We start from the raw sequence: 23,582 nt of genomic DNA on the forward strand, positions 1-23,582 counted from the left end.
CGCCCGCCCGTTCCCGGGCGGGCGGGGCTCTTTTCGATCCCAGGACAGGCGTTCGACCACCAGGACGGACGTCCGATCGCCAGACAAGGACAGGCCCGGCCCGTGCACGATCGCCCCCTCTCCGCTTCGGAGGAGCCTCCCGCGCCCGGGACCTGGCGCGGGGTCGCGCGGCTGTTCATGCCGCACCGGCTCGCCATCTGCTTCGTCGTCCTGCTCGTCGCGGCCTACTCCGCGCTGAACGCCGCCGTCCCGCTGCTGACCCAGCTGGTCTTCGATCGGGCGCTGTTCGGCGCCGGCGGCCCCGACCTGCCGCTGCTCGCCCTGATCGCCGGGCTGGCGGCGGCCACCGCCTGCGCGGTCGGTGTGGTGGACCTCGGGCAGACGTGGGTGTCGGCGCGCGTCGCGCAGCGGGTGGTGCATGCGCTGCGCGTGGAGTTGTTCGGCCGCCTCCAGCGCATGCCACTGGCCTTCTTCGCCGCGACGCGCGGCGGTGAGATCCAGTCGCGGCTGGCCAACGACACCGCGCAGATCGAGCACGCCGTCAAGGACACCCTGCCCAGCACGCTTTCCGGCGTCATCGGATTCGTGGTGGCGGCCGGTGCGATGGTGATGCTGTCACCCCTGCTCGCGGGCGCCGCCCTGATCCTCGCGCCGATCGTCGTCTGGGTGGCCTCCCGGTCGGGGCGAGCGCTCAAGAACCTGTCGGAGGTCAGCCAGCGCTCTCGCGCGGAACTGTCGTCCATCGTGGCGGAGCGTCTGTGCCTGGGCGGCGTCATCCTGGCCCGGGTCCACGGCAGGGGCGCGGAGGAGGCCACCAGGTTCGGCGCCGAGAGCGAGCGGCTGGCCCGGCTGGGGGTACGCTCCGGGCTGGTGGCCCAGGGGGTGCTGAGCGCGGGACACGTCTTCTTCGTGCTGACCCCCTACCTGGTGTTCGTGGCGGCGGGCCTGACCGACGGGATCACCCCTGGCACGCTGGTCGCCTTCACCGTGCTGCAGGCGAGGCTCTACCAGCCTCTGTGGCAGCTCCTGCACGTCTCCACCGAGTTCCGCTCCGCCCAGGGAGCCTTCGAGAGGGTCTTCGACTACCTCGACCTGGAGCCCGAGCCCGAGCCCGAGCCTGGTCCGCGGCCGGGTCCCGCCCCCGGGCCCGGCGCGCTCACCGTCCGCGGGGCCACGTTCAGGTACGCGGGCGCGGGGCGGCAGGACCGTCCGGCGTTGTCCGGCGTGAGCCTCGCCATCCCGGCCGGGTCCACCACGCTGGTCGTCGGCCCGAGCGGCTCGGGCAAGACGACGCTCGGCCACCTGCTCGCCGGGCTGCACGCGCCCACCGAGGGATCGGTACGGATCGACGGGGCGGAGGTCGGGCAGCCGTCTCCCGGGCGGGTCTGCATCGCCACGCAGGAGCCTTTCCTCTTCCAGGGGTCGGTCGCCGACAACCTCAGGTACGCCGCCTCCGACGCGTCGCTGGACGATCTCGTGCGCGCCTGCCGGATCACCCGGATCCACGAGCGGATCATGGCGCTCCCTGACGGCTACGACTCGCTCGTGGGAGAGCGGGGGGCGCTGTTGTCGGGTGGCGAGCGGCAGCGCGTCGCCCTGGCCCGCGCGCTCCTGGCCGACGCGTCCGTGCTCGTGCTCGACGAGGCGACCTCCGCGCTCGACCCGCTGACCGAGCTGGAGGTCGTCGAGGCGATCCTGGCCGAACGGGCGGGACGGACCACGGTGATGATCACTCACCGGTTCGGCGTGTTCGAGTCCTTCGACACCGTCGTGGCCCTGGACGGGGGCCGCGTGGCGGAGCACGGGGCTCGCCTCGACCTGCTCGGCGACCGGCACGGGTGGTACGCGCGGATGGTCCGCGCCCAGACCGGCGCCGTCTAGCTCCTGCCGTCGCTCTCGGCGAGGAGGGCGGTACCGCTGTTCCGCGACCCAGGTCCGGGGCGCTAGATTGGTGTACGAAACGGTTTCGTACAGGAGGCTCCATGCCCGAGCTCGCAGCGATCGTCACGGGCGCCAACAGCGGGATCGGCCTGCCCACGGCGCGTGAACTGGCCAGGCGCGGTGCGCGGGTGACCGTCGCCGCCCGCGACCCGGAACGCGGCGGCGCCGCCGTGGCGGGCATCCTGCGCGACGTGCCGGGCGCCGACGTGGTCTTCCGCCGGCTGGATCTGGCCGACCTGTCCTCGGTACGGGAGTTCGCCGCGGGCGTCGACCGCGTCGACCTGCTGATCAACAACGCGGGCGTCGGCATGATCCCGCGCGCGCTCACCAAGGACGGCTTCGAGCTGCAGTTCGGCACCAACCACCTGGGCCACTTCGCGCTCACCGGCCTGCTGCTGCCGCGCCTGCTGGCCGCTCCCGCCCCGCGCGTGGTCACCGTCGCCAGCGACGCCCACAAGGTCGGCAGGCTCGACTTCGACGATCTCGCCCTCGAACGCGGCTACGGCAAGACGAGTTCCTACGGCCGCTCCAAGCTGGCCAACCTGCTGTTCACCTTCGAACTGCAGCGCAGGGCCCGACGGGCCGGCTCGGCCCTGCTCGCGGTGGCCACCCATCCGGGCGCCACGGCCACGAACTTCTTCTCCGTGGGCCCCTTCCAGCCGCTGCTGAAGCTGTTCCTGCGCAGTGCCGAGGACGGCGCGGCGCCCTCCCTGTACGCCGCCACCTCGCCGCTCATCAGGGGAGGGGAGTACCTCGGGCCCAGGTCCCAGCCGCTGACCCCCAGCAAGGACGCGAGGGACGAGGCGCTGGCCGCGCGGTTGTGGGACGTCTCGGCCGAGCTCACCGGCGTACGATTCGGTGAGTTCGCCGACACGTAAGGACACCGCGTGGCACCAATGGATCCCGGCAGGGAGAAGGCCATCCTCGACGCCACCTTCGACCTGCTGTCGGAGATGGGCTACGACCGGATGTCCGTCGACCAGATCGCCCGGCGGGCCAAGGCCAGCAAGGCGACGATCTACCGGCGCTGGGCGGGCAAGCCCGAGCTCGTCGTCGAGGTCATCTGCCGTCGCTTCGACATGGAGGTGCCTGCCGTCCCCGACACCGGGTCGCTGCGCGGCGATCTCGTCGAGGTGGTCAGGGGGCTGGCGGCGGCGGCCGAACGCAAGCACGGGCTCATCATGGGCCTGTCCTCGACCCTCGTCTCCCACCAGGAGCTGGCCAGGACCCTGCGCGAACGCATGCCCGTGCGCGACCTGGCGGGCGCCACGCTGCTCGTGGAACGGGCGGTGGCGCGGGGCGAGCTGCCGTCCGCCGTCGATGCCGGACGGCTGTTCGAGGTCGTGGAGGCGCTCGTCTGGCACCGCCTGATCTTCATCGGGCCGCCGCTGGACGACGCCTTCGCCGCGCAGGCCGTCGATGGCGTCCTCCTGCCGCTCACCCATGCCTGGGCGGGCTGAATCTCACCAGTTGTTGTCAGATTCGCGGCCAAAGCCTTTCTGGCGGCCATGACGCCCGCCTAGGGTCGTCGCCATGACGATCGACGAGTTCATCGACCGGCTGCCCAAGGTCGAACTGCACGTGCACCTGGTCGGCTCCGCCTCGGTGCCGACCGTGCTCGAACTGTCCCGCCGCCATCCCGGCAGCGGCGTGCCCAGCAGCGAGGAGGAGCTGCGGGCCTTCTACACCTTCCGCGACTTCCCGCACTTCGCCCAGGTCTACCAGGCGGTCAACGAGCTGGTGCGCGAGCCCGAGGACGTCGCCTCCCTGGTGGTCGGGCTGGCCCGCGACCTCGCCCCGCAGAACTGCCGCTACGTCGAACTGCAGGTGACGCCCTACGCGCACTGGATGCGCGGCCTGCCGATGCGCGCCGTCACCGAGGCGCTCGACGTGGCCGCCCGCCGCTCGCTCGACGAGCACGGCGTCGAGATGGCCTACATCTTCGACATCCCCGGCGAGTTCGGCGAGGAGGCCGCCCGCGTCACCGTGGACCACGCGCTGAAGGAACCTCCCGCCGCGTTGGTAGGTTTCGGCATCGGTGGCATCGAACAGGATCGGCTCGCCTACCGCGACGCCTACCGTGACGCCTTCAGCGCCGCCCGCGCGGCCGGGCTGCACAGCGTCCCGCACGGCGGGGAGATGACGGGTCCCGAGACGGTGTGGGAGGTCATCGAGGGCTACGGCGCCGAGCGGATCGGGCACGGCATCAACTCCCTCCAGGACCCCCGCCTGGTGGCCTACCTGCGGGAGACGCAGCTGCCGCTGGACGTCTGCCCGACCTCCAACGTCTGCACGGGGCAGGTCGGGCGGATCGAGGACCACCCGCTGCCCCGCATGCTGGAGGAGGGGCTGTTCGTCACGCTCAACAGCGACGACCCGCCGATGTTCGCCACGACGCTGGCCGCCGAGTACCGCGTCGCCGCGCACGTGTTCGGGATGGGGCAGGCCGAGCTGGCGCAACTGGCGCGCAACGCCGTCCAGGCCTCGTACCTGGCCGAGGACCGCAAGCGGGGGCTGCTGGCCGAGATCGACGCCCTGGCCTGAGCCCGGGGCGCCCCGCGGACCGGGGGAGAGCGTCCGCGGGGCAGGAGATGCAGGGCAGGCTACAGACCCGGGATGTACAGCAGGCGGTTGGGCGAGCCGCTGCCGGGGCTCTTGACGACGCCGGTCGTGGCGTTGTTCACGATCGCGTCGCGCACCTGCTGCGGCGTCGCACCGGAGTGGCCCTGCAGGTAGAGGGCCGCGGCGCCGGTCACGTGCGGGGTGGACATCGACGTGCCGCTGATGGTGTTCGTCGAGGTGTCGGAGTCCTTCCAGGTCGAGGTGATGTTGTAGCCGGGGGCGAACAGGTCGACACAGGGGCCGCGGTTGCCCCACGACGGCTTGGCGTCGGAGTTGTTGGTGATCGAGACGGTGATCGCCTCGGGGACGCGGGCCGGCGACTGGGTGCAGGCGTCCAGCGCGAACAGCCCGAGGAAGCCGTTGCCCGCCGCGATCGCGTAGGAGACGCCCGAGGCGATGGAGTTCTTGACGGCGGTGTCGAGCGCGGCGTCGGCGCTGCCGCCGAGGCTCATGTTGGCGACGGCCGGCTTGACCGCATTCGCGGTCACCCAGTCGATGCCCGCCACGACCTGGTCGGTGGTGCCCGACCCTTCGCAGTTGAGCACCCTGACACCCACCAGCGTCACGCCCTTGGCCACGCCGTGGGCCGTGCCGCCGGTGGTCCCGGCGACGTGCGTGCCGTGGCCGTGGCAGTCGTTGCCGTTCTGGCCGTCGCCGATCGCGTCGAACCCGATGGAGGCGCGCCCGCCGAAGTCGCTGTGGGAGGGCCTGATGCCGGTGTCGACGATGTAGGCGTGCACGCCCGCACCGGTGGGCCCGTAGGTGTAGGAGCTGTTCAGCGGCAGGTTGCGCTGGTCGATGCGGTCAAGGCCCCACGAGGGCGGGTTCGGCTGGGTGTCGGAGGCGCGGTGCACCACCACCTGCTGCACGTACTCGACCGACGGGTCGCCGGCCAGCCGCCTGGCCTGCCGTTCGCTGGCGTGGACGGCGAAGCCGCGCAGCGCGTGCCGGTACTCCCTGAACGTCGTGCCGCCGTGCCTGGCGGTCAGGTCGGTGGCGGCCCGCGACACCTCGGGCCGGTTCTTCAGCACCACGATGTAGCTGCCGGGGACGAGATCCTGCGGCTCGGCGGTGGGGATGATCAGCTTGCCGGACGGCTCGGGGTCGGCGAGGGCGGGAGTGGAGCTCGCGACTACGGCGACGGCCGCGGCGATGACCGCGGCCCAGCGGCGTAAGGCCATGGGGGGTTGTCCCTTCGTAGGTCGATGACCAAGAAGGTAAAAAACACACCCCGGGCTGACAAGGCCTAAGATTTGGTGTCAAATCCGCTTATGGACCGGTGGATCTCCGGGATGACCGCCCGCGTCAGGGTGAAGCGATCCTGCCCAGCTCCGGCGGGATCTTCGCCGCGGCCGCCCTGTCGAGCAGGAAGAGCGTGCGCTGCCGCCCTCTGGCACCCGCCGCGGGCACCTGCACCGGGCCCGAGTCCTCGGCCAGCGCCAGCCGTACGGCACCCGCCTTCTCCTCGCCGGCCGCCACCACCCACACCTCGCGCGCGGACCGGATCGACGGGAAGGTGAGCGAGATCCGCACCGGCGGCGGCTTCGGCGAGCCGTGCACGGCCACCACCGAGCGGGTGTCGTACACGGCCGGGTTGCCGGGGAACAGCGAGGCGACGTGGGAGTCGGGCCCCATGCCGAGCAGCATGACGTCGAACGACGGGACGGGACCGTGATCCTCGGGGCGGGCCGCCTGGCGCAGCTCCTCGGCGTAGGCCGCGGCCGACTCCTCCGGCGACATGCCGGAGTCGGGCCCCCGCATGACATGGACCCGCTCGGGGTCGACGTCGACCTGGTCGAGCAGCGCCTTGCGGGCACCGGTCTCGTTGCGCTCGTCGTCACCGGTGGGCAGGAAACGCTCGTCACCCCACCAGATGTCCAGCCTGCGCCAGTCGACCGCGTCACGCGCGGGCGTCTCTGCGATCGCGGCCAGGGTGGCGATGCCGACCGTGCCGCCGGTCAGGACCAGCGACGCGGAACCCCGCGCCGACTGCACGTCGACCAGGCGGGTGATGATCCGCGCGGCGACGGCCTTGGCCAGCACGTCGGCGTTGCGGTGCACGACTACGTTGGGAACGCTCACGATCACACCCTATCGAGGCGCGGGCCTCCGGCCGCCGACCGGCTCCCGGCGGGCCAGCCGGGGAGATCCCCGAAGGGACGCCGACGCCGAGGGCCCCGGGTTCCGTCGAACCCGGGGCCCTCGGACGCTGGCCTCAGCCCTTGTGCGTGCGGGCCAGCCGCTTCAGCGCCGCCTCGTAGATCTCGTCGGGGTCGAGCCTGCGCAGCTCCTCGGCCAGCAGCTCGGCCGTGCTCCGCCGGGCCAGCGCCACGTGCCGGTCCGGCTGCCCCGGACGCGAGAGCGTGGCCAGGCGGGCGTCGCTGCGGGTGACGGCGACCTCCCCGCCGTCGAGCGACAGCCGTACCGAGGTCAGGCCGGGACCCGCCGAGTCGGCCGTCTTCACCGGCGCGCCGAGCCGGTCGGCCAGCCACGCCGCCAGCAGCGGCGCGCTGGTGTTGCCGGCGGCCCCGTCGACGAAGCCCTTCTTCACCCTGCCCACCGGCTGGTCGAAGGCGGCGGCCAGCAGGCTGCGCCACGGCGTCAGCCGCGCCCACGCCAGGTCGGTGTCGCCCGGCGCGTAGCCCTTGGCCCGGCCGGCCAGCGCCCTGATGCCCTCGCGGGCCGCCTTGGCGTCGGTGATCCGGCGCTGGGCCAGCGTCCCGATCGAGTCCTCGGCGGGCACGTCGGGCGCCTCACCCGGCCACCAGGCCACCACCGGGGTGTCGGGCAGCAGCAGCGGGCTGACCACCGAGTCGGCGTGCTCGGTCAGCTCGCCGTACAGGCGCAGCACCACGACCTCTCCGGGCGCCGACTCACCGACGCGCAGCTCCGCGTCGAGCCTGTTGGACTCGTCGCGCTCCCGGTTGATCACCACCAGGATCCGCGAGGGGTGCTCGCGGGCGGCCTCGGTGGCGGCCCGTACGCTGTCGTACTGGTCGCGCTCGTCGCAGATCACCACCAGCGTCAGCACCATGCCGATCGCCGGCACGCCCATCTGGTGACGCAGCCGGGTGAGCTGTCCTGAGATCTTCCCGGCCGTGGTGTCCGTCAGCATGAACGACGTCATGAGCCCTCCTTCGCCGGTCTCATGGCATCCCGCCTACGCTCGTTCACAGTCGCCTCCACACCCGGCCGTCACGGGCCATCATCTCGTCCGCCGACGGCGGGCCCCAGGTGCCGGACGGATACGGCTCGGGCTGGCCCTGGGTGGCCCAGTGCTCCTCGATCGGGTCGAGGATCATCCACGACAGCTCCACCTCGCGCTGGTGCGGGAAGAGCGGCGGGTCGCCGATCATCACGTCCAGCAGCAACCGCTCGTACGCCTCGGGCGACGACTCCAGGAACGACTCGCCGTAGGCGAAGTCCATGGACACGTCGCGCACCTCCATCGCGGTGCCCGGCACCTTCGAGCCGAACCGCACGGTGATGCCCTCGTCCGGCTGCACCCTGATGACCAGGGCGTTGTGGCCGAGGATCTCGGTGTCGTCCTTGCTGAAGGGCAGGTGCGGCGCCTTCTGGAAGACGACCGCCACCTCGGTGACGCGGCGGCCCAGCCGCTTGCCCGTGCGCAGGTAGAACGGCACGCCCGCCCAGCGCCTGTTGGCGATCTCCAGCTTGATGGCCGCGTAGGTCTCGGTCGTCGAGGTCGGCGAGATGCCGTCCTCCTCGAGGTATCCGACCACCTTCTCGCCGCCCTGCCAGCCGGCCGCGTACTGGCCGCGCGCGGTGTAGTGGGCCAGGTCGGCGGGCAGCCGTACCGCCTTGAGGACCTTCTCCTTCTCCCTGCGCAGGGAGTTGGCCTCGAAGGAGGTCGGGTCCTCCATCGCCACCAGCGCCAGCAGCTGGAGCAGGTGGTTCTGGATCACGTCGCGGGCCGCGCCGATGCCGTCGTAGTAGCCGGCGCGGCCGGCCAGGCCGATGTCCTCGGCCATGGTGATCTGCACGTGGTCGACGTAGCCGCGGTTCCAGATCGGCTCGTAGAGGTTGTTGGCGAACCTCAGCGCCATGATGTTCTGGACCGTCTCCTTGCCCAGGTAGTGGTCGATCCTGAAGATCGAGCTCTCCGGGAAGGCCTCGGTGGTGATCTCGTTCAGCTCGTGGGCGCTGCGCAGGTCGTGCCCGAACGGCTTCTCGATCACCACGCGCCGCCACGAGCCCTCGGGCGCCTCGGCCAGGCCCGTGCGCTTGAGCTGCTTCACCACGGTGGGGAAGAACTTCGGCGGCACCGACAGGTAGAACGCGTAGTTGCCCCCGGTGCCCCTGGTCTGGTCGATCTCCTTCAACGCCATCGCCAGCGCGTCGAAGGCGCCGTCGTCGGAGAACTCGCCGGGCACGAAGTGGATGCCCTCGGCCAGCTGCTTCCAGACCTCCTCACGGAACGGCGTGCGCGCGTGCTCCTTCACCGCGTCATGGGTGAGCTGCGCGAAATCCTGGTTTGCCCAGTCGCGGCGGGCGAAACCGACGAGGGAGAAACCGGGTGGCAGCAGCCCCCTGTTGCCCAGGTCGTAAATCGCCGGCAGCAGCTTGCGCTTGGCCAGGTCTCCGGTCACGCCGAAAAGTACCAGCACGCATGGGCCCGCGACCCTGGGCAGCCGCTTGTCCCGCAGGTCACGCAGCGGGTTGGCGGCGGCCGCCTCGAGGGTGGTGGCCGTGCTCGCGGCGGCGGCCGCCGCGGTGGCGGCCTCCTCCACGGGCGCTGCCGGATCAGTCATCTCAGACCTCCTGTGCGGCCGCGAGCAGGTGGGCGATTCCCGCTACGCGGTCGGTCAAATGCAGTCGTATGGCGGGCCGTCCTCGCCCGGCGAGGGCCCGCTGGTCGCCCAATGCCTGGGCGAGCTGCAGCTCACCCAGCGTGTACGGCTTGCCGGGGACCTGGACGTCGGCCGTCACGGCGCCGGTGATCTGCAGGAACACCCCGTTCGGCGGGCCGCCCTTGTGGTACTGCCCCGTCGAGTGCAGGAAGCGGGGGCCCCAGCCGAACGTCACGGGCCGCTCGGTCCGTACGGCCAGCTGCGCCCGCAGCGTGTGGGCGTCGGCCGCCATCCACGCCTCGGTCATCTGCTCGAAGTCGGCGTTCTCGGGCACCGGCGCGTCGAAGGCGGCCAGCCGGTCGAGGTAGGCCATGACGGCCAGGTAGCCGTCGGCGGGGACGGCGTGCAGCAGCTCGGTGAACACCCCCGACAGGTCCTTGGCGTGGGTCTCGCCGTACACCTCGACGGGCCCGTCGACCAGCGCCGGGGCGGCGAGGGCCGGCCCCTCGGCCAGGACGCGCGCGGTGTTGTCCTTCGCCTCGGCCACGTCGGGCTGGTCGAAGGGGTTGACCTCCAGCAGCAGCCCGGCCACGGCCGTGGCGTACTCCCACACCAGGAACTGCGCGCCGAGCGAACCGTCGACCCTGATGTCGCCGTCGTCGGAGGCGATCGTGACGACCAGCTCGTCGCGCGCGCCCGTCGGCTCGGCGACGACCGGCAGGATGCCCTTGCCGTGCTTGCCGGTGGACTCGGCCACCAGCTGCTCGATCCAGTCGGGCAGGCCGTTGATCTCGCTGAGCTGGTCCTCGAGGATCAGCTTGTCCTGCCCGGCCAGGGCGGCGCCGCCGAGCGCGGCGCCCAGCGCGAGGCCGGGATTGCCCTCCACCCGCCCCAGCAGGGGCAGCACGTCCTCGGCCTCGTCGAGCAGGTACTCGACGTCGGCTCCCGCCAGCGCGCTCGGCACCAGGCCGAAGGCCGACAGCGCCGAGTAGCGGCCGCCGACGTCGGGATCGCCCAGGAAGACCGGGTAGCCCGCCTCGATCGCGGCCTGCTCAAGGGGCGAGCCGGGGTCGGTGACGACCACGATCCGCCCGGCCGGGTCGATGCCCGCCGCCCGGAAGGCCTCCTCGTAGATCCTGCGGTGGCTGTCGGTCTCGACGGTCGAGCCGCTCTTGCTGGCCACCACCACGATCGTGCGGTCGAGCCGGTCGTCGAGCGCCCGCCGTACCTGCTGGGGGTCGGTGGTGTCGAGGACGGTCAGCGCCACGTCGGCGGTGTTGCAGATGACTTCGGGGGCCAGCGAGGAGCCGCCCATGCCGGCCAGCACCACGTGGTCGAGCTCCTCCGCGCGAGCCCGCTCCACGAGCTTGCCGAGCTCGGGGAGCAGCTCGCGCGAGGTGCGCGGCAGGGTGAGCCAGCCGAGGCGCGCGGCCGCCTCGGCCTCGGCCGCCGGCCCCCACAGAGCGGCGTCGCCCGCCGCGAGGCGGGCGGGCACGCCGGCCAGCCGCTCCGCGACGGAGGCGGCGGCCTCGGCCACCCCCTCCTCGCGGTAGGTCACCTCCATCGTCAGCCGGCCAGCTTCTTCTTGACGCTGTCGAGCAGGTCGTTCCAGGAGGCCTCGAACTTGTCGACGCCTTCGTCCTCCAGCACCTTCACGACGTCGTCGTAGTCGATGCCCGCGTCCTTGAGCGCGGCCATGGTGTTCCAGGCCTGCTCGTAGAAGGGACGGATGGTGTCACCCGTGATGCGGCCGTGGTCGGCGACGGCGTCGAGCGTCTTCTCCGGCATGGTGTTGACCGTGCCGGGGGCCACCAGCTCGTCGACGTACATCGTGTCGGCGTAGTTGGGGTCCTTGACGCCGGTGGAGGCCCACAGCGGGCGCTGCGGGCGGGCGCCCGCGGCGCGCAGCCGCTGCCAGCGCTCGGAGCTCGTGACCTCCTCGAAGGCGGCGTAGGCCAGGCGCGCGTTGGCCACGCCCGCCTTGCCCTTGAGCTCCGGCCTGCCCAGCTTGTCGAGCCGCTTGTCGATCTCGGTGTCGACGCGGCTGACGAAGAAGGAGGCCACCGACTCGATGCCCGCCAGGTCCAGGCCCTTGGCCTGCGCGGCCTCGAGGCCGGCCAGCCAGGCGTCCATGACCGCGCGGTAGCGCTCGAGGGAGAAGATCAGCGTGACGTTGACGCTGATGCCCTCGGAGATCGCCTGCGTGATCGCGGGCAGGCCCTCGACCGTCGCGGGGATCTTGATGAGCAGGTTGGGCCGGTCGACCGCCCACCACAGGAAGCGAGCCTCGGCGACCGTCTTGTCCGTCTCCCGCGCCAGGCGCGGGTCGACCTCGAGCGACACCCGGCCGTCCACGCCGCCCGTGGCGTCGTAGATCGGGCGCAGCACGTCGGCGGCCCAGCGGATGTCGTAGGTGGTGATGGCGCGTACGGCCTCGCCGACGTCGACCCCGCGCACGGCGAGGTCGTGCAGCTGGGCGTCGTAGGCGTCGCCCTTGCTGAGCGCGTTGGCGAAGATCGTCGGGTTGGAGGTCACACCCACGACGCTCTTCTCGCGGATCAGCTGCTCCAGGTTGCCGCTGCGCAGGCGCTCGCGGCTGATGTCATCGAGCCAGATGGAGACGCCCTGGCTCGTGAGCTTCTTCAGGATTTCCGACATTTCCTAGTTTCCCGTCGTCTCGCCCTTGTCGTACCCCAGCTTGGCGAGGCTGGCCTTGGCCGCGGCCGCGACCCGCTCGGCGGTGAGTCCGAACTGCTGGTACAGCGTCCGGTACGGCGCCGACGCGCCGAAGTGCTCAAGGCTGACCACTTCGCCTGCCTCTCCAACGAACTCCCGCCAGCCCAGCGCGATTCCCGCTTCGACGGCGACGCGGGCCTTGACCGTCGGCGGCAGCACCCGCTCCCGGTAAGCGGAATCCTGCCCGTTGAACCATTCGACACACGGCATCGAGACAACCCGCGTCGGAATTCCCTCGGACTCCAGCAAGTCGCGCGCCGCGACGGCGATCTCGACCTCGCTGCCGGTGGCGATCAGCACCGCCTGCGGCTGCCGGGTGGAGGCCTCCCGCAGCACGTAGCCGCCCCTGGCCACGCCCTCGGCGCTGGTGCCCTCGAACACCGGCAGGTTCTGCCGCGTCAGGGCCAGCCCGGCCGGGCGGTCGGTGTGCTTGAGCACCGTCTTCCAGGCCGCCGCGGTCTCGTTGGCGTCGGCGGGCCGGACGATGTCGAGGCCGGGGATGGCACGCAGCGACCACAGGTGCTCGACCGGCTGGTGCGTGGGGCCGTCCTCGCCCAGGCCGATGGAGTCGTGCGTCCAGACGTAGATGACCGGCAGCTTCATCAGCGCCGCCAGCCGTACGGCGGGCCGCATGTAGTCGGAGAACACCAGGAACGTGCCGCCGTAGGGGCGGGTGCCGCCGTGCAGGGCGATGCCGTTGAGGATGGCGCCCATGCCGTGCTCGCGGATGCCGAAGTGGAGCGTGCGGCCGTAGGGGTTACCGGGGAACTCCTTGGTCTGGTACTCCTCCGGGATGAAGGACGGCTCGCCCTTCATCGTGGTGTTGTTCGACTCGGCCAGGTCGGCCGAGCCGCCCCACAGCTCGGGCAGCACTCTGGCCAGCGCGCCGAGCACCTCGCCCGAGGCCTTGCGGGTCGAGATCGACGCGCCGGTCTCGAAGGTCGGCAGCGCCTGGGCCCAGCCGTTGGGCAGCTCCCGCTCGGAGATGCGGTCGAACTCGGCGGCCCGCTCCGGGTTGGCCTGGCGCCAGTCGACGTAGGACTTCTCCCACTCGGCGTGGGTGGCGCGGCCGCGCTCGGCCACCTGGCGGGCGTGCTCCAGCACCTCGGCGGGCACGTCGAAGGTCCTGGAGGGATCCATCCCGAGGATCGTCTTGGTGGCGGCCACCTCCGCCTCGCCGAGGGCGGCCCCGTGGATCTTGCCGGTGTTCTGCTTGTTGGGCGCCGGCCAGCCGATGATCGTGCGCAGCCTGATGAACGACGGCCGCTCGGTCTCGGCGCGGGTCGCCTCGAGCGCCTCGTGCAGCGCCTTGACGTCCTCGACGTACTCGCCGGTCTGGGTCCAGTCGACGGTCTGGACGTGCCAGCCGTAGGCCTCGTAGCGCCTGACCACGTCCTCCGACAGGGCGATCTGGGTGTCGTCCTCGATGGAGATGTGGTTGGAGTCGAACAGCACCGTCAGGTTGCCCAGCTTCTGGTGCGCGGCCAAGGCGCTGACCTCGTGGCTGATGCCCTCCTCGATGTCGCCCTCGGAGGCGAAGCACCAGATGTGGTGGTCGAAGGGGCTGGTGCCGGGCGCGGCGTCCGGGTCGAACAGGCCGCGCTCGCGGCGGGCGGCCATCGCCATGCCGACCGCGTTGCCGACGCCCTGGCCGAGCGGGCCGGTGGTGGTCTCCACGCCGACGGTGTGGCCGTGCTCGGGGTGACCGGGCGTGCGGCTGCCCCAGCTGCGCAGCCGCTCGATGTCCTCGAGGGTCAGGCCGTAGCCCGACAGGAAGAGCTGGATGTAGAGCGTCAGGCTGGAGTGGCCGCACGACAGGACGAAACGGTCACGGCCCACCCAGGTCGCGTCCGTCGGGTCGTGGCGCATCGTCCGCTGGAAGAGCAGGTACGCCGCCGGCGCAAGGCTCATCGCGGTGCCCGGGTGCCCGGAGCCCGCCTTCTCGACCGCGTCCATGGCCAAAGCTCGGACGACGTCGACCGCCTTCTTGTCGAGGTCGGTCCATTCAAAGGTGCTCAACTGCTCGATCTCCGGAATCTCGTTGTCATGGCGGTGCTGGTGGCTTTTTCCGCCCACACCGACCCTAACTGAGTGGACCTTGGTGAAGAGGACCAACCCGCCCCCCGGTGCCCCCATTGGCCGGACCGGCTCACCCTGCGACTACAGTTTGTTTGTTCGCAAGGACGTCTGGTGCCCGGCGTCCACGGTTCCGCTCTCTTCAGAGGTTACGCGTTGACTCCGCACTCGCTGGAAGCGCCTTGACGGTGCTCACGAACAGGCAATCGCCGGCCGCGGCCCCCGTGGCGGCCGCGGCGCCGCAACGGGGGACGCGCTCCTTCGCCGCGGTCGTCAAGGCGTACGTCGCGCTGACCAAGCCGCGGGTCATCGAGCTGCTCCTGATCACGACGCTGCCGGTCATGTTCCTGGCCGCCGACGGCCTGCCGCCGCTGTGGAAGGCCCTGTCGGTCATGGTGTTCGGCACGCTGTCGGCGGGCAGCGCCAACGCGCTCAACTGCTACATCGACCGCGACATCGACGTGAAGATGCGCCGCACACGCAAGCGGCCGCTGGCCAGGCACCAGGTCACGCCACGCGCCGCGCTCGTCTTCGGCATCGTCCTCGGCGTCCTGTCCGTCGCGGGCATGTGGATCACCACCAACCTGGTGGCGGCGGCGCTCAACCTGTCGGCGATCCTGTTCTACGTCTTCGTCTACTCGATGATCCTCAAGCGGCGCACGTCGCAGAACATCGTGTGGGGCGGCCTGGCCGGCTGCATGCCCGTCGTCATCGGCTGGGCCGGCATCACCGGCGGCCTCGACTGGACGCCGCTGGTCCTGTTCGGCGTGGTGTTCTTCTGGACGCCGCCGCACACCTGGACGCTGGCGATGCGCTACAAGGAGGACTACGCGGCGGCCTCGATCCCCATGCTGCCCGTCGTGGCCACCGAGCGCAGGGTCGTGCTGGAGTCCATCGCCTACACCTGGGCGACGGTGGCCTGCTCGCTGCTGCTGTGGCCGGTGGCGGACACCACGCTGCTCTACCCGATCGTCGCGGTGGTGCTCGGCGCGTTCTGCCTGGTGGAGATCTACCGTCTGCTCGGCCGGCTCAACGCCGGCAAGAGCGGCGTCGACCTGCGGCCGATGCGCTTCTTCCACTGGTCCAACGCCTACCTGGCGCTGCTGTTCCTCGCGGTCGCGATCGATCCGCTGCTGGCCTGACCCGCTCCCCGCGGGGGAAGGACAGCGCCATGGGCATCCGTTACAGTCACCGTATGAAGACCCGTGATCCACGCTGGGTGTTCAAGGACCGGCCGTCCTTCGCGTTGATCGCGGGCCTGGTGCTGGCGGGCATCTGCGCCCTGGTGTCGTTCTCCTTCGATGTGCTCAACGGCGCGCCCGTGCAGTTCCTCGTGGCGCTCGTCCTGGCCATGGCGCCGGTGCCGCTGCTGCTGGCGGCCGTGCTCGCCCTCGACCGGATGGAGCCGGAGCCGCGCAGCAACCTGATCTTCGCCTACGCCTGGGGCGCGGGCATCGCCGTGCTGGTGGCCGGTGTGATCAACTCGCTCAACCTGCACTACATCACCGACACCGTCGGCCTGTCGGCGGCCAGCGCGCGCAACATCGCCGCCACCTTCGGCGCGCCCGTGGTCGAGGAGACCATGAAGGGCCTGGTGCTGCTTGGCCTGCTCAGGTTCAGGCGCGCCGAGCTCGACGGGCCCACCGACGGCGTCATCTACGCCAGCATGGTCGGGCTCGGCTTCGCGATGTCCGAGAACGTCAGCTACTACATCGCCGCCCAGGACCAGCTCGGCGTGCAGGGGCTGGCCGTGACGGTCGTACTGCGCGGCATCCTGTCGCCGTTCGCCCACCCGCTGTTCACCTCGATGACGGGCGTGGCCGTCGCCTACGCCGCCCGCCGGACGGGTCCCGACCGGGCCCTGGTCATCCTGGCCGGCTGGATCGCCGCCATGCTCCTGCACGGCATGTGGAACGGCCTGGCCTCCTACGGCGGCTTCGCCGGGCTGGTGACCGCCTACCTGGTGCTGATGGTCGTGCTGCTGGTCCTCATCGGGGTGGTGGTCCGCGACCGGCGCCGCATCGTGGCGCTGCTGCAGCGCTACCTTCCGCCCTACGAGCCGACCAGGCTGGTCGACGTGGCCGACATCTACATGCTGTCGGCGCTGTCGCGGCGCAGGCAGGCCCGGCAGTGGGCCAAGGCGCACGGCGGCAAGGAGGGGCTGCGCGCGATGAGCGACTACCAGCTGGCCGCCACCGAGCTGGGGCTGCTGCACGAGCGGGCGGCCCGCCACATCGTCGACGACCAGACCTTCCACGAGGAGCAGCGGGCGCTGCTGGAATGCATGAGCGCGGCCAGGGCGCGGTTCCCGATCCCCGAGCGTCACGCCAGGGCCGCCGCCCAGGGCACCCCGCCGCCCGGCTACGCGCCCGGCGCGCCCGCTCCGTCCAGCGAGGGTCAGTGGCCGCTCTGAGCCTCGTGGAGTGAGGTCTCCCGCGGCCCGGGGAAGACCGGCTTCGTGCCGAGCACGACGTCGCCGAGCGCCTTCGCCGCGGCGAAGAACTCCCGGCCGGCCGAGGCGTAGGTGGTCACCGCCCACTGCCGGGAGGAGTCGTCGCCCACACCGAAGGTCTCCAGGCCGGCAGTACGGCACAGCGTGACGGCCCGCGGCAGGTGGAAGACCTGCGTGACCACGGTGACGTCCCTCGCGCCGAAGACCTCGCGGGCCCGCACGCAGGAGTCCCAGGTGTCGAAGCCGGCGTAGTCGCGCACGATGACGGCGTCGGGCACGCCCCTGGCCAGCAGGTAGTCGCGCATCGCCGAGGGCTCGTCGTAGTCCTTGCGGCTGTTGTCGCCCGACAGCAGCAGCGCCTTGACCTTGCCCGCCCGGTAGAGCTCGGCGGCGATGTCCAGCCGCTTGGCCAGGAACGGGCTGGGCCGGCCGGAGAAGAGGCCGGCGCCCAGGACCAGCGCGGTGCCGGAGGAGGGCACCTCGTCGAGCCATCCCGGCGGGCCGGCGACCACGCGGCGGTGGTCGCTGCTCAGCCACACCCACGTCAAGGGGGTGATCGCCAGCACGCTCAGCGCCACCGCGACCTGGTAGGCGCGGCGCAGCGCCGTACGGGAGAAGCGGATGTTCCTGGCAAACGGCACGAAAGTCCACCTTCCACCGGTGGGGGAGTGGCGGACTTATCGTGCCATACGCCTCACGTCGGGGGCGGGTGGTCAGTGGGGGAGGGGGACCGGCCGCGCCGGGACACCGGCGGGCAGCTCCTCGCGGACGCGGAGGCTGGTGACCACCCGCAGCGCGCCGATCCACACCAGCGTCGAGCCGAGCACGTGGAGGGCGACGAGGGCGGCGGGCACGGCGAGGAAGTACTGGATGTAGCCGATCGCGCCCTGGGCCAGCTCGATCAGCAGCAACGCGAGCGCCGCCCTGCGGGCCGGCTGGGGCGCGCGGGTGACGTGGAGCGCGAACAGCAGGGCGAAGGTGAGGCCGACGACGACGTAGACGACGTCGGCGTGCAGCCGCGCCACGGCCTCGATGTCGAAGGCGAAGCGGCTGGCCAGCTCGTCGCCCGAGTGGGGGCCGGTGCCCGTGACCACGACGCCGGCCACCAGCAGCACGGCCACGGCGGCCACCAGCACGTTGCCGAGCCTGCGGATGTCGCGGTGCACCACGGTCCTGGCCGGGCCCCGGCCCTCGCGGGAGCGGGCGTAGAGGGCCCAGCAGCCCGCCATCAGGCCGACGGAGATCAGGAAGTGCACGCTGACCGTGACGGGGTGGAGCATGCTGCGCACCACCAGGCCGCCCCACAGCGCCTGGGCGAGGACCCCGGCGGGCTGCAGCCACGCCAGCTTCACCAGGTCGGGGCGGTGCGGCCGCAGCCGCCAGGCTGTCACCAGGCACATGGCGCCCACCGCGAGCACGGCGAAGGTGAACAGCCGGTTGCCGAACTCCACCGACATGTTGAACCAGTTGTGCTCGGGATGCGCGACGGGGATGAAGCTGTCCGGCGTGCACCTGGGCCAGGTCGGGCAGCCGAGCCCGGAGCCCGTGACCCGCACGGCCACGCCCGTGACGGTGATGCCGGCGTTGGCGATCACGCCGAGCAGGGCCCACAGGGTCATGGAGCGGGCGGTCGGCGGCCAGAGAGATTTCACGCCATCGATGGTATGGGGCGGGGTGCGCGGTCCCTCCATCGAGTCGACGCGCAGGTCGGGGTAGTGATCCACTGGAGGGGCCGCTGGACGGCGCTAATAGCTATGTGACATATTACTGACCGGAGGTGAGAGCGGACGATGTCCGACGTGATCGTCATCGGCGCCGGCGTCGTCGGCGCGGCGTGCGCCTACTACGCGGCCGCCGCGGGCATGGACGTGACAGTCCTGGACCGCGGCCCCGTGGCGGGCGGCACCACAGGCGCGGGCGAGGGGAACGTGCTGGTCTCCGACAAGGAGCCGGGCCCCGAGCTCGACCTGGCGCTGCTGTCCAACCGCCTGTGGCGGGAACTGGCCGCGCACGGCGGGTTCGAGTACGAGGCCAAGGGCGGCCTCGTCGTCGCCGAGACCGAGCAGATCCAGCGGCAGTTGGTCGCGCTGGCCGGCAAGCAGGGCGTGGAGCACACGGTGGTGCCCGGCGGCGCGCTGCACGACTACGAGCCGCACCTGGCCCAGGGCCTGGCCGGCGGCGTGTTCTACCCGCAGGACGCCCAGGTGCAGCCCATGCTGGCCGCCGCCCGTCTCATCAGGCACGGCGCCGAGAGCTTCGGGCACGGAGCGCTGCGCCTGCGCACGGGCGTCACCGTCACCGGCTTCCTGCGCGAGGGCGGCGACGGCGGCAGGGTCACGGGCGTGCGCACCGACCACGGCGACATCATCGGCGGCGCGGTGGTCAACGCGGCGGGCACGTGGGGCGGTGAGATCGCCGCCATGGCGGGCATCGAGCTGCCGATCCTGCCCAGGCGCGGATTCATCCTGGTCACCGAGCCCATCGCCGAGCCGCTGATCAGGCACAAGGTCTACACGGCCGCCTACGTGACGAACGTCGCGAGCGACTCGGCCGACCTGGAGACCTCAGGCGTGGTCGAGGGCACGCCGTCGGGCACCGTCCTCATCGGGGCCAGCAGGGAGCGCGTCGGCTTCGACCGCACCATCTCGATCCCCGTGCTGCGCAGGCTGGCCGCCCAGGCCACCGCGCTCTTCCCCGTGCTGCGGGACAAGCGGGTGATCAGGTCCTACTGCGGCTTCCGGCCGTACTGCCCGGACCACCTGCCCGTCATCGGCGCCGACCCGCGCGTGCCCGGCCTGCTGCACGCCTGCGGTCACGAGGGCGCGGGCATCGGACTGGCGCCGGCCACCGGACACCTGCTCGCCCAGCTGCTGGCCGGCGAGCGCACCGACCTCGACCTCACCCCGTTCAGCCCAGGGAGATTCGCGTGAGCTTCGAGATCACCGTCGACGGCAGGCCGGTGAGGGTCACCCCCGGCCAGTCCGTCGGCGCCGCCCTGCACGCGGCCGGGATCACCTCCTGGCGCACGACCAGGCACGGCGGGCGGCCGCGCGGCCTGTTCTGCGGGATCGGGGTGTGCTTCGACTGCCTCGTCACCGTCAACGGACGCGAATCCCAGCGCGCCTGCCTGGTCGAGGCCATGCCGGGAGACGAGGTGACGACCTCATGACCCACGAGACCACCCACGACACCGCTCACGACACCCGTCACGACTCCGGCTACGACGTCGTCGTGATCGGCGGCGGCCCCGCGGGCGTCGCCGGCGCCTTGAGCGCCGCCCAGGCCGGAGCGTCCGTCGTCCTGATCGACGCGGCCGCGCGCCTGGGCGGCCAGTACTTCCGCCACCAGGCGGGCGGGCGGCCCACCGGTCACGGCGCCGAGCGGTTCGCCCGGCAGTGCCGTGCCCTGGAGTCCAGGGCCACCCTCCTGCTCGGCCACAAGGTGTGGGCCGTCGAGCAGGACGGCGACGGCTCGATCACCGTCCACTGCCTGGAGGGGCGGGACGAGCGGCCCGTCTCCGTCACCGCCCGCGCCGTGCTCGTCGCCACCGGCGCCCACGACAGGCCGCTGCCCTTCCCCGGATGGGACCTGCCAGGCGTCTTCACCGCCGGTGGCGCGCAGGCGCTGCTCAAGGGCAACGGCGTGACGGCGGGGCGGCGCGTGGTGGTCTCCGGCACCGGGCCCTTCCTGCTGCCCGTGGCCGCGGGGCTGGCCGGGGCGGGCGCCTCGGTCGCCGGGGTCTTCGAGGCCAACGGCCTGTTCGGGCTGGCCCGCCACCCGCTGCTGGCGGCCGGCAAGGCGGGGGAGGCGGTGGGCTACGGGGCCGCGCTGGCCAGGCGGCGCGTGCCGTACCGGACGCGGCACGCGGTCGTGGCCGCGCACGGCACCACCTCCGTCACGCACGTGACGGTCGCCCGCCTGGACCCCGCCTGGCGGATCCTGTCGACCCGTACCGTCGAGTGCGACGCCGTCGCGGCGGGTTACGGCTTCGTCCCGCAGATCGAGCTGGCCGTCCAGCTCGGCTGCGCCACGGCCCACTCGCCCGACGGCAGCCCCGTCGTGGCCGTCGACGCCGCCCAGCGCACCACCGTCGCAGGCGTGTACGCCGCGGGCGAGCCCACCGGCGTCGGCGGCGCCGCCCTGTCGGAGCTGGAGGGCCGCATCGCCGGCCTCACCATCGCCCGCGACCTGACCGCCCCCGGCGGGTCCCTCGACCATGTGCCGGGCGTGCTGCGTCGGCGCGCCGAACGCCTGCGGGCCTTCGGCGAGGCGCTCCAGCACGCCTATCCCGTCCAACCCGGCTGGCAGGACTGGCTGGCCGACGACACCCTCATCTGCCGCTGCGAGGAGGTGCCCCTGGCCGCGGTCCGCGAGGCCATGACGCTGGGGGCGACCGACGCGCGGTCGGTCAAGCTGCTCGCCCGCCCGGGCATGGGCTGGTGCCAGGGCCGCGTCTGCGGCTACGCCGTCTCATGCCTGTCGGGCGAGCCGACCACCCAAGCCCCCCGCCGTCCCATTGCCCAGCCGATCCCCCTCGGCTGTCTGGAGAGGATTGATGATGAGCAACCGCGTTGAGCCTTGGCACGGAATCATGGTCGCCACGGCCCTGCCCCTGCGCGAGGACCTGTCGGTCGACTTCGACGGGTTCGCCGAGCACTGCCGCTGGCTGGTCGAGAACGGCTGTGACGGCGTGGCCGTCAACGGCTCGCTCGGCGAGTACCAGACGCTGACGGCGGAGGAGCGTGCCAAGGCCGTCGAGACGGCGGTGAAGGCCATCGGCGGCCGGAACGTGATGCCCGGCATCGCCGCCTACGGCGCCGCCGAGTCGCGCCGGTGGGCCGAGCAGGCGCGTGAGGCCGGCTGCGAGAGCGTGATGCTGCTGCCGCCCAACGCCTACCGGGCCGACGAGCGGATCGTGATCGACCACTACCGGGAGGTCGCCAAGGCCGGCCTGCCGATCGTGGCCTACAACAACCCCTACGACACCAAGGTCGACCTCACGCCCGCGCTGCTGGCGAAGCTGTTCGACGAGGGCCTGATCGTGGGCGTCAAGGAGTTCACCGGCGACGTGCGGCGCGCCTACGAGATCGCCGAGCTCGCGCCGGAGCTCGACGTGCTCATCGGCTCCGACGACGTGGTGCTCGAGCTGGCGCTGGCCGGCGCGAAGGGCTGGGTCGCCGGCTACCCCAACGCGCTGCCCGTCGCCAGCGTCGCCCTCTACCGCGCCGCCATGGCCCACGACCTGGAGACCGCGCTGCCGCTGTACCGCCAGCTGCACCCGCTGCTGCGCTGGGACTCCAAGACCGAGTTCGTGCAGGCCATCAAGCTGTCCATGGACGTGGCGGGCCGCCACGGCGGTCCCTGCAGGGCGCCCAGGCTGCCGCTGACCGACGAGCAGGCCGCCGTGATCAGGGCCGCCACCGAGAAGGCGCTCGCCGAGGGCCTGCGCTGAGAGAGAAGGTGCGATGAGAGAGGCTGGACCACCATGAGATCCAAGCGCGTCTTCCACGCCGTCGACTCCCACACCGAGGGCATGCCGACCAGGGTCATCGTCGGCGGCGTCGGCGTGATCCCCGGCAACAGCATGGCCGAGCGGCGCGTGTACTTCCGCGAGCATCTCGACCCGATCAAGCAGCTGCTGATGAACGAGCCGCGCGGCCACTCGGCCATGAGCGGCGCCATCCTGCAGCCGCCCACCAGGCCCGACGCGGACTGGGGGGTGCTGTTCATCGAGGTCTCCGGCTACCTGCCGATGTGCGGCCACGGCACGATCGGCGTGGCCACCGTGCTGGTGGAGACGGGGATGGTGGAGGTCGTCGAACCGGTGACCACCGTCCGCCTCGAGGTGCCCGCGGGCCTGGTCGTCGTGGACGTGGCCGTCAAGGACGGCGCCGCCGAGTCGGTGACGCTGCGCAACGTGCCGGCCTACAGCGAACGGCTGGACGCGGTGGTGGAGGTACCTGGCTTCGGCGAGGTCCGCTACGACCTGGCCTACGGCGGCAACTTCTACGCCGTCGTCGACCTCGACTCCTACAAGCTGCCCTTCGACCGGGCCGCGAAGAACGAGATCCTGGCCGCGGGCCTGGCCACGATGGCGGCGATCAACGAGTCCGACGAGCCGGTGCACCGGGAGGACGACCGGATCAGGGGCTGCCACCACGTGTACTTCGCGGCTCCCGGCTCGACGGCCGCCCACTCCAGGCACGCCATGGCGATCTACCCCGGCTGGTTCGACCGGTCGCCGTGCGGTACCGGTACCAGCGCCAGGATGGCCCAGCTGCACGCCAGAGGCGAGCTGGCGCTGGGCGCCGACTTCGTCAACGAGTCCTTCATCGGCACGCGCTTCGTGGGGCGGCTGGTGGAGGAGACGAGCGTCGGCGGGCGGCCCGCCGTGGTGCCGACCATCACCGGCAGAGCGTGGGTCACCGGGACCGCGCAGTACTTCCTCGACCCTCGTGACCCGTTCCCCGAGGGTTTCATCCTCTGACGCGCCCGCCGCGCCGCTTCCCGGTGGGGGGAGCGGCGCCACGCGCCCTTCGCCCGTTTCCGCAGGGGAGCGGCGTCGCGCGGCCTTCCGCCCGGTTTCCGCCCGGGTGGCGTCGCGTGGCCTTGCGCCCGGTTTCCGCCCGGGGCGGCGCCACGCGGCCTTCCGCCCGGATTCCAGCCGGGGTGGCGTCGCGTGGCCTTGCGCCCGGTTTCCGCCTGGGGCGGCGTCGCGTGGCCTTCCGCCCGATTTTCGGCCGGGAGCGGTACCGCGCGCCCTTTCCGTCCCGCTGCGCGTGTGGCCGGGGCGCGGCCTTCCCACGGCGGTCAGCCGTACAACTGAAAGGCGGTTTCGGCGCGCCCGAAATCACCGCCTCTTCGATGTGAGGTCCGGGATGCACACCGCGATCTCTCTTGACGTTCCACCTGCGTGTTAGGACGCTAACGGTCTGGTCTCGGCG

The 23,582-nt window shown here is 72.0% G+C and carries 20 protein-coding genes; 11 read left to right on the forward strand and 9 right to left on the reverse strand.

The window, feature by feature from the left end:
- Window positions 1-102 precede the first annotated feature (102 nt).
- From ACWENQ_RS33675 to add, 4 genes are all read left to right on the forward strand, one after another.
- On the forward strand, window positions 103-1,881 hold the full coding sequence (locus ACWENQ_RS33675; protein WP_452417838.1) for an ABC transporter ATP-binding protein: 1,779 nt from the start codon (window positions 103-105) through the stop codon (window positions 1,879-1,881).
- Between the two features lie 101 nt (window positions 1,882-1,982).
- Entirely contained in the window at window positions 1,983-2,819 is an 837-nt protein-coding gene (locus ACWENQ_RS33680; RefSeq protein WP_449925707.1) for an oxidoreductase, read from the forward strand.
- Between the two features lie 18 nt (window positions 2,820-2,837).
- Window positions 2,838-3,401 (forward strand): TetR/AcrR family transcriptional regulator, encoded by a 564-nt coding sequence (locus tag ACWENQ_RS33685; RefSeq protein ID WP_452417944.1) that lies wholly within the window; start codon window positions 2,838-2,840, stop codon window positions 3,399-3,401.
- A gap of 73 nt (window positions 3,402-3,474) precedes the next feature.
- Window positions 3,475-4,485, forward strand: a complete 1,011-nt coding sequence (add, locus tag ACWENQ_RS33690) for an adenosine deaminase (RefSeq protein WP_449925705.1) — start codon at window positions 3,475-3,477, stop codon at window positions 4,483-4,485.
- A gap of 59 nt (window positions 4,486-4,544) precedes the next feature.
- Here add and ACWENQ_RS33695 read toward each other — a convergent pair whose 3' ends face one another.
- The 7 genes from ACWENQ_RS33695 to tkt all read right to left on the reverse strand — a co-directional run bounded on the left by ACWENQ_RS33695 (window position 4,545) and on the right by tkt (window position 14,129).
- Complete coding sequence (locus tag ACWENQ_RS33695) at window positions 4,545-5,744, reverse strand: S8 family peptidase (RefSeq protein WP_452417840.1); 1,200 nt, start codon at window positions 5,742-5,744, stop codon at window positions 4,545-4,547.
- A gap of 124 nt (window positions 5,745-5,868) precedes the next feature.
- Window positions 5,869-6,645, reverse strand: coding sequence for a 6-phosphogluconolactonase (pgl, locus tag ACWENQ_RS33700; RefSeq protein ID WP_354907119.1), 777 nt, complete (start codon window positions 6,643-6,645; stop codon window positions 5,869-5,871).
- Window positions 6,646-6,778: 133 nt separating this feature from the next.
- The gene (locus tag ACWENQ_RS33705; protein WP_449925700.1) at window positions 6,779-7,690 is read right to left on the reverse strand and encodes a glucose-6-phosphate dehydrogenase assembly protein OpcA; all 912 of its coding nucleotides are present in this window, start codon (window positions 7,688-7,690) and stop codon (window positions 6,779-6,781) included.
- 43 nt (window positions 7,691-7,733) lie between these two features.
- A complete protein-coding gene (gene zwf, locus ACWENQ_RS33710) occupies window positions 7,734-9,335 on the reverse strand; it encodes a glucose-6-phosphate dehydrogenase (RefSeq protein ID WP_354907117.1) in 1,602 nt (533 codons plus the stop codon).
- 1 nt (window position 9,336) lies between these two features.
- Window positions 9,337-10,938 carry a glucose-6-phosphate isomerase gene (locus ACWENQ_RS33715; RefSeq protein ID WP_354907116.1) on the reverse strand — a complete coding sequence of 534 codons (1,602 nt, stop codon included), beginning with the start codon at window positions 10,936-10,938 and terminating at the stop codon, window positions 9,337-9,339.
- Window positions 10,939-10,940: 2 nt separating this feature from the next.
- On the reverse strand, window positions 10,941-12,032 hold the full coding sequence (gene tal / locus ACWENQ_RS33720) for a transaldolase (RefSeq protein WP_452417842.1): 1,092 nt from the start codon (window positions 12,030-12,032) through the stop codon (window positions 10,941-10,943).
- A gap of 3 nt (window positions 12,033-12,035) precedes the next feature.
- A complete protein-coding gene (gene tkt / locus ACWENQ_RS33725; protein WP_449925693.1) occupies window positions 12,036-14,129 on the reverse strand; it encodes a transketolase in 2,094 nt (697 codons plus the stop codon).
- Between the two features lie 239 nt (window positions 14,130-14,368).
- Here tkt and ACWENQ_RS33730 point away from each other — a divergent pair, with 239 nt between their 5' ends.
- Both ACWENQ_RS33730 and ACWENQ_RS33735 read left to right on the forward strand, forming a co-directional pair.
- Window positions 14,369-15,328: a heme o synthase gene (locus ACWENQ_RS33730; protein ID WP_449925691.1), complete on the forward strand. Its 960-nt coding sequence runs from the start codon at window positions 14,369-14,371 to the stop codon at window positions 15,326-15,328.
- Between the two features lie 53 nt (window positions 15,329-15,381).
- Window positions 15,382-16,599, forward strand: a complete 1,218-nt coding sequence (locus ACWENQ_RS33735) for a PrsW family intramembrane metalloprotease (RefSeq protein ID WP_354907112.1) — start codon at window positions 15,382-15,384, stop codon at window positions 16,597-16,599.
- Here the strand turns inward: ACWENQ_RS33735 and ACWENQ_RS33740 are convergent.
- Both ACWENQ_RS33740 and ACWENQ_RS33745 read right to left on the reverse strand, forming a co-directional pair.
- A complete protein-coding gene (locus ACWENQ_RS33740; RefSeq protein WP_452417843.1) occupies window positions 16,584-17,279 on the reverse strand; it encodes a SanA/YdcF family protein in 696 nt (231 codons plus the stop codon). The genes ACWENQ_RS33735 and ACWENQ_RS33740 overlap by 16 nt on opposite strands.
- A 72-nt stretch (window positions 17,280-17,351) precedes the next feature.
- Window positions 17,352-18,290 (reverse strand): COX15/CtaA family protein, encoded by a 939-nt coding sequence (locus ACWENQ_RS33745; protein ID WP_449925687.1) that lies wholly within the window; start codon window positions 18,288-18,290, stop codon window positions 17,352-17,354.
- Window positions 18,291-18,428: 138 nt separating this feature from the next.
- Between ACWENQ_RS33745 and ACWENQ_RS33750 the strand changes: the two genes are divergently transcribed.
- The 5 genes from ACWENQ_RS33750 to ACWENQ_RS33770 are packed head-to-tail and all read left to right on the forward strand — an operon-like array spanning window position 18,429 to window position 23,125.
- Entirely contained in the window at window positions 18,429-19,568 is a 1,140-nt protein-coding gene (locus ACWENQ_RS33750; protein ID WP_354907109.1) for an NAD(P)/FAD-dependent oxidoreductase, read from the forward strand.
- Window positions 19,565-19,807: a (2Fe-2S)-binding protein gene (locus tag ACWENQ_RS33755; RefSeq protein ID WP_354907108.1), complete on the forward strand. Its 243-nt coding sequence runs from the start codon at window positions 19,565-19,567 to the stop codon at window positions 19,805-19,807. Before ACWENQ_RS33750 ends, ACWENQ_RS33755 begins: the two co-directional genes overlap by 4 nt.
- Complete coding sequence (locus tag ACWENQ_RS33760; protein ID WP_452417844.1) at window positions 19,804-21,213, forward strand: FAD-dependent oxidoreductase; 1,410 nt, start codon at window positions 19,804-19,806, stop codon at window positions 21,211-21,213. Before ACWENQ_RS33755 ends, ACWENQ_RS33760 begins: the two co-directional genes overlap by 4 nt.
- A 16-nt stretch (window positions 21,214-21,229) precedes the next feature.
- Complete coding sequence (locus ACWENQ_RS33765; protein WP_449925680.1) at window positions 21,230-22,090, forward strand: dihydrodipicolinate synthase family protein; 861 nt, start codon at window positions 21,230-21,232, stop codon at window positions 22,088-22,090.
- A 33-nt stretch (window positions 22,091-22,123) separates the two neighbouring features.
- Complete coding sequence (locus tag ACWENQ_RS33770) at window positions 22,124-23,125, forward strand: proline racemase family protein (RefSeq protein WP_354907105.1); 1,002 nt, start codon at window positions 22,124-22,126, stop codon at window positions 23,123-23,125.
- The last annotated feature ends 457 nt before the right edge of the window (window positions 23,126-23,582 follow it).

The sequence above is a fragment of the Nonomuraea sp. NPDC004354 genome (assembly GCF_053602555.1).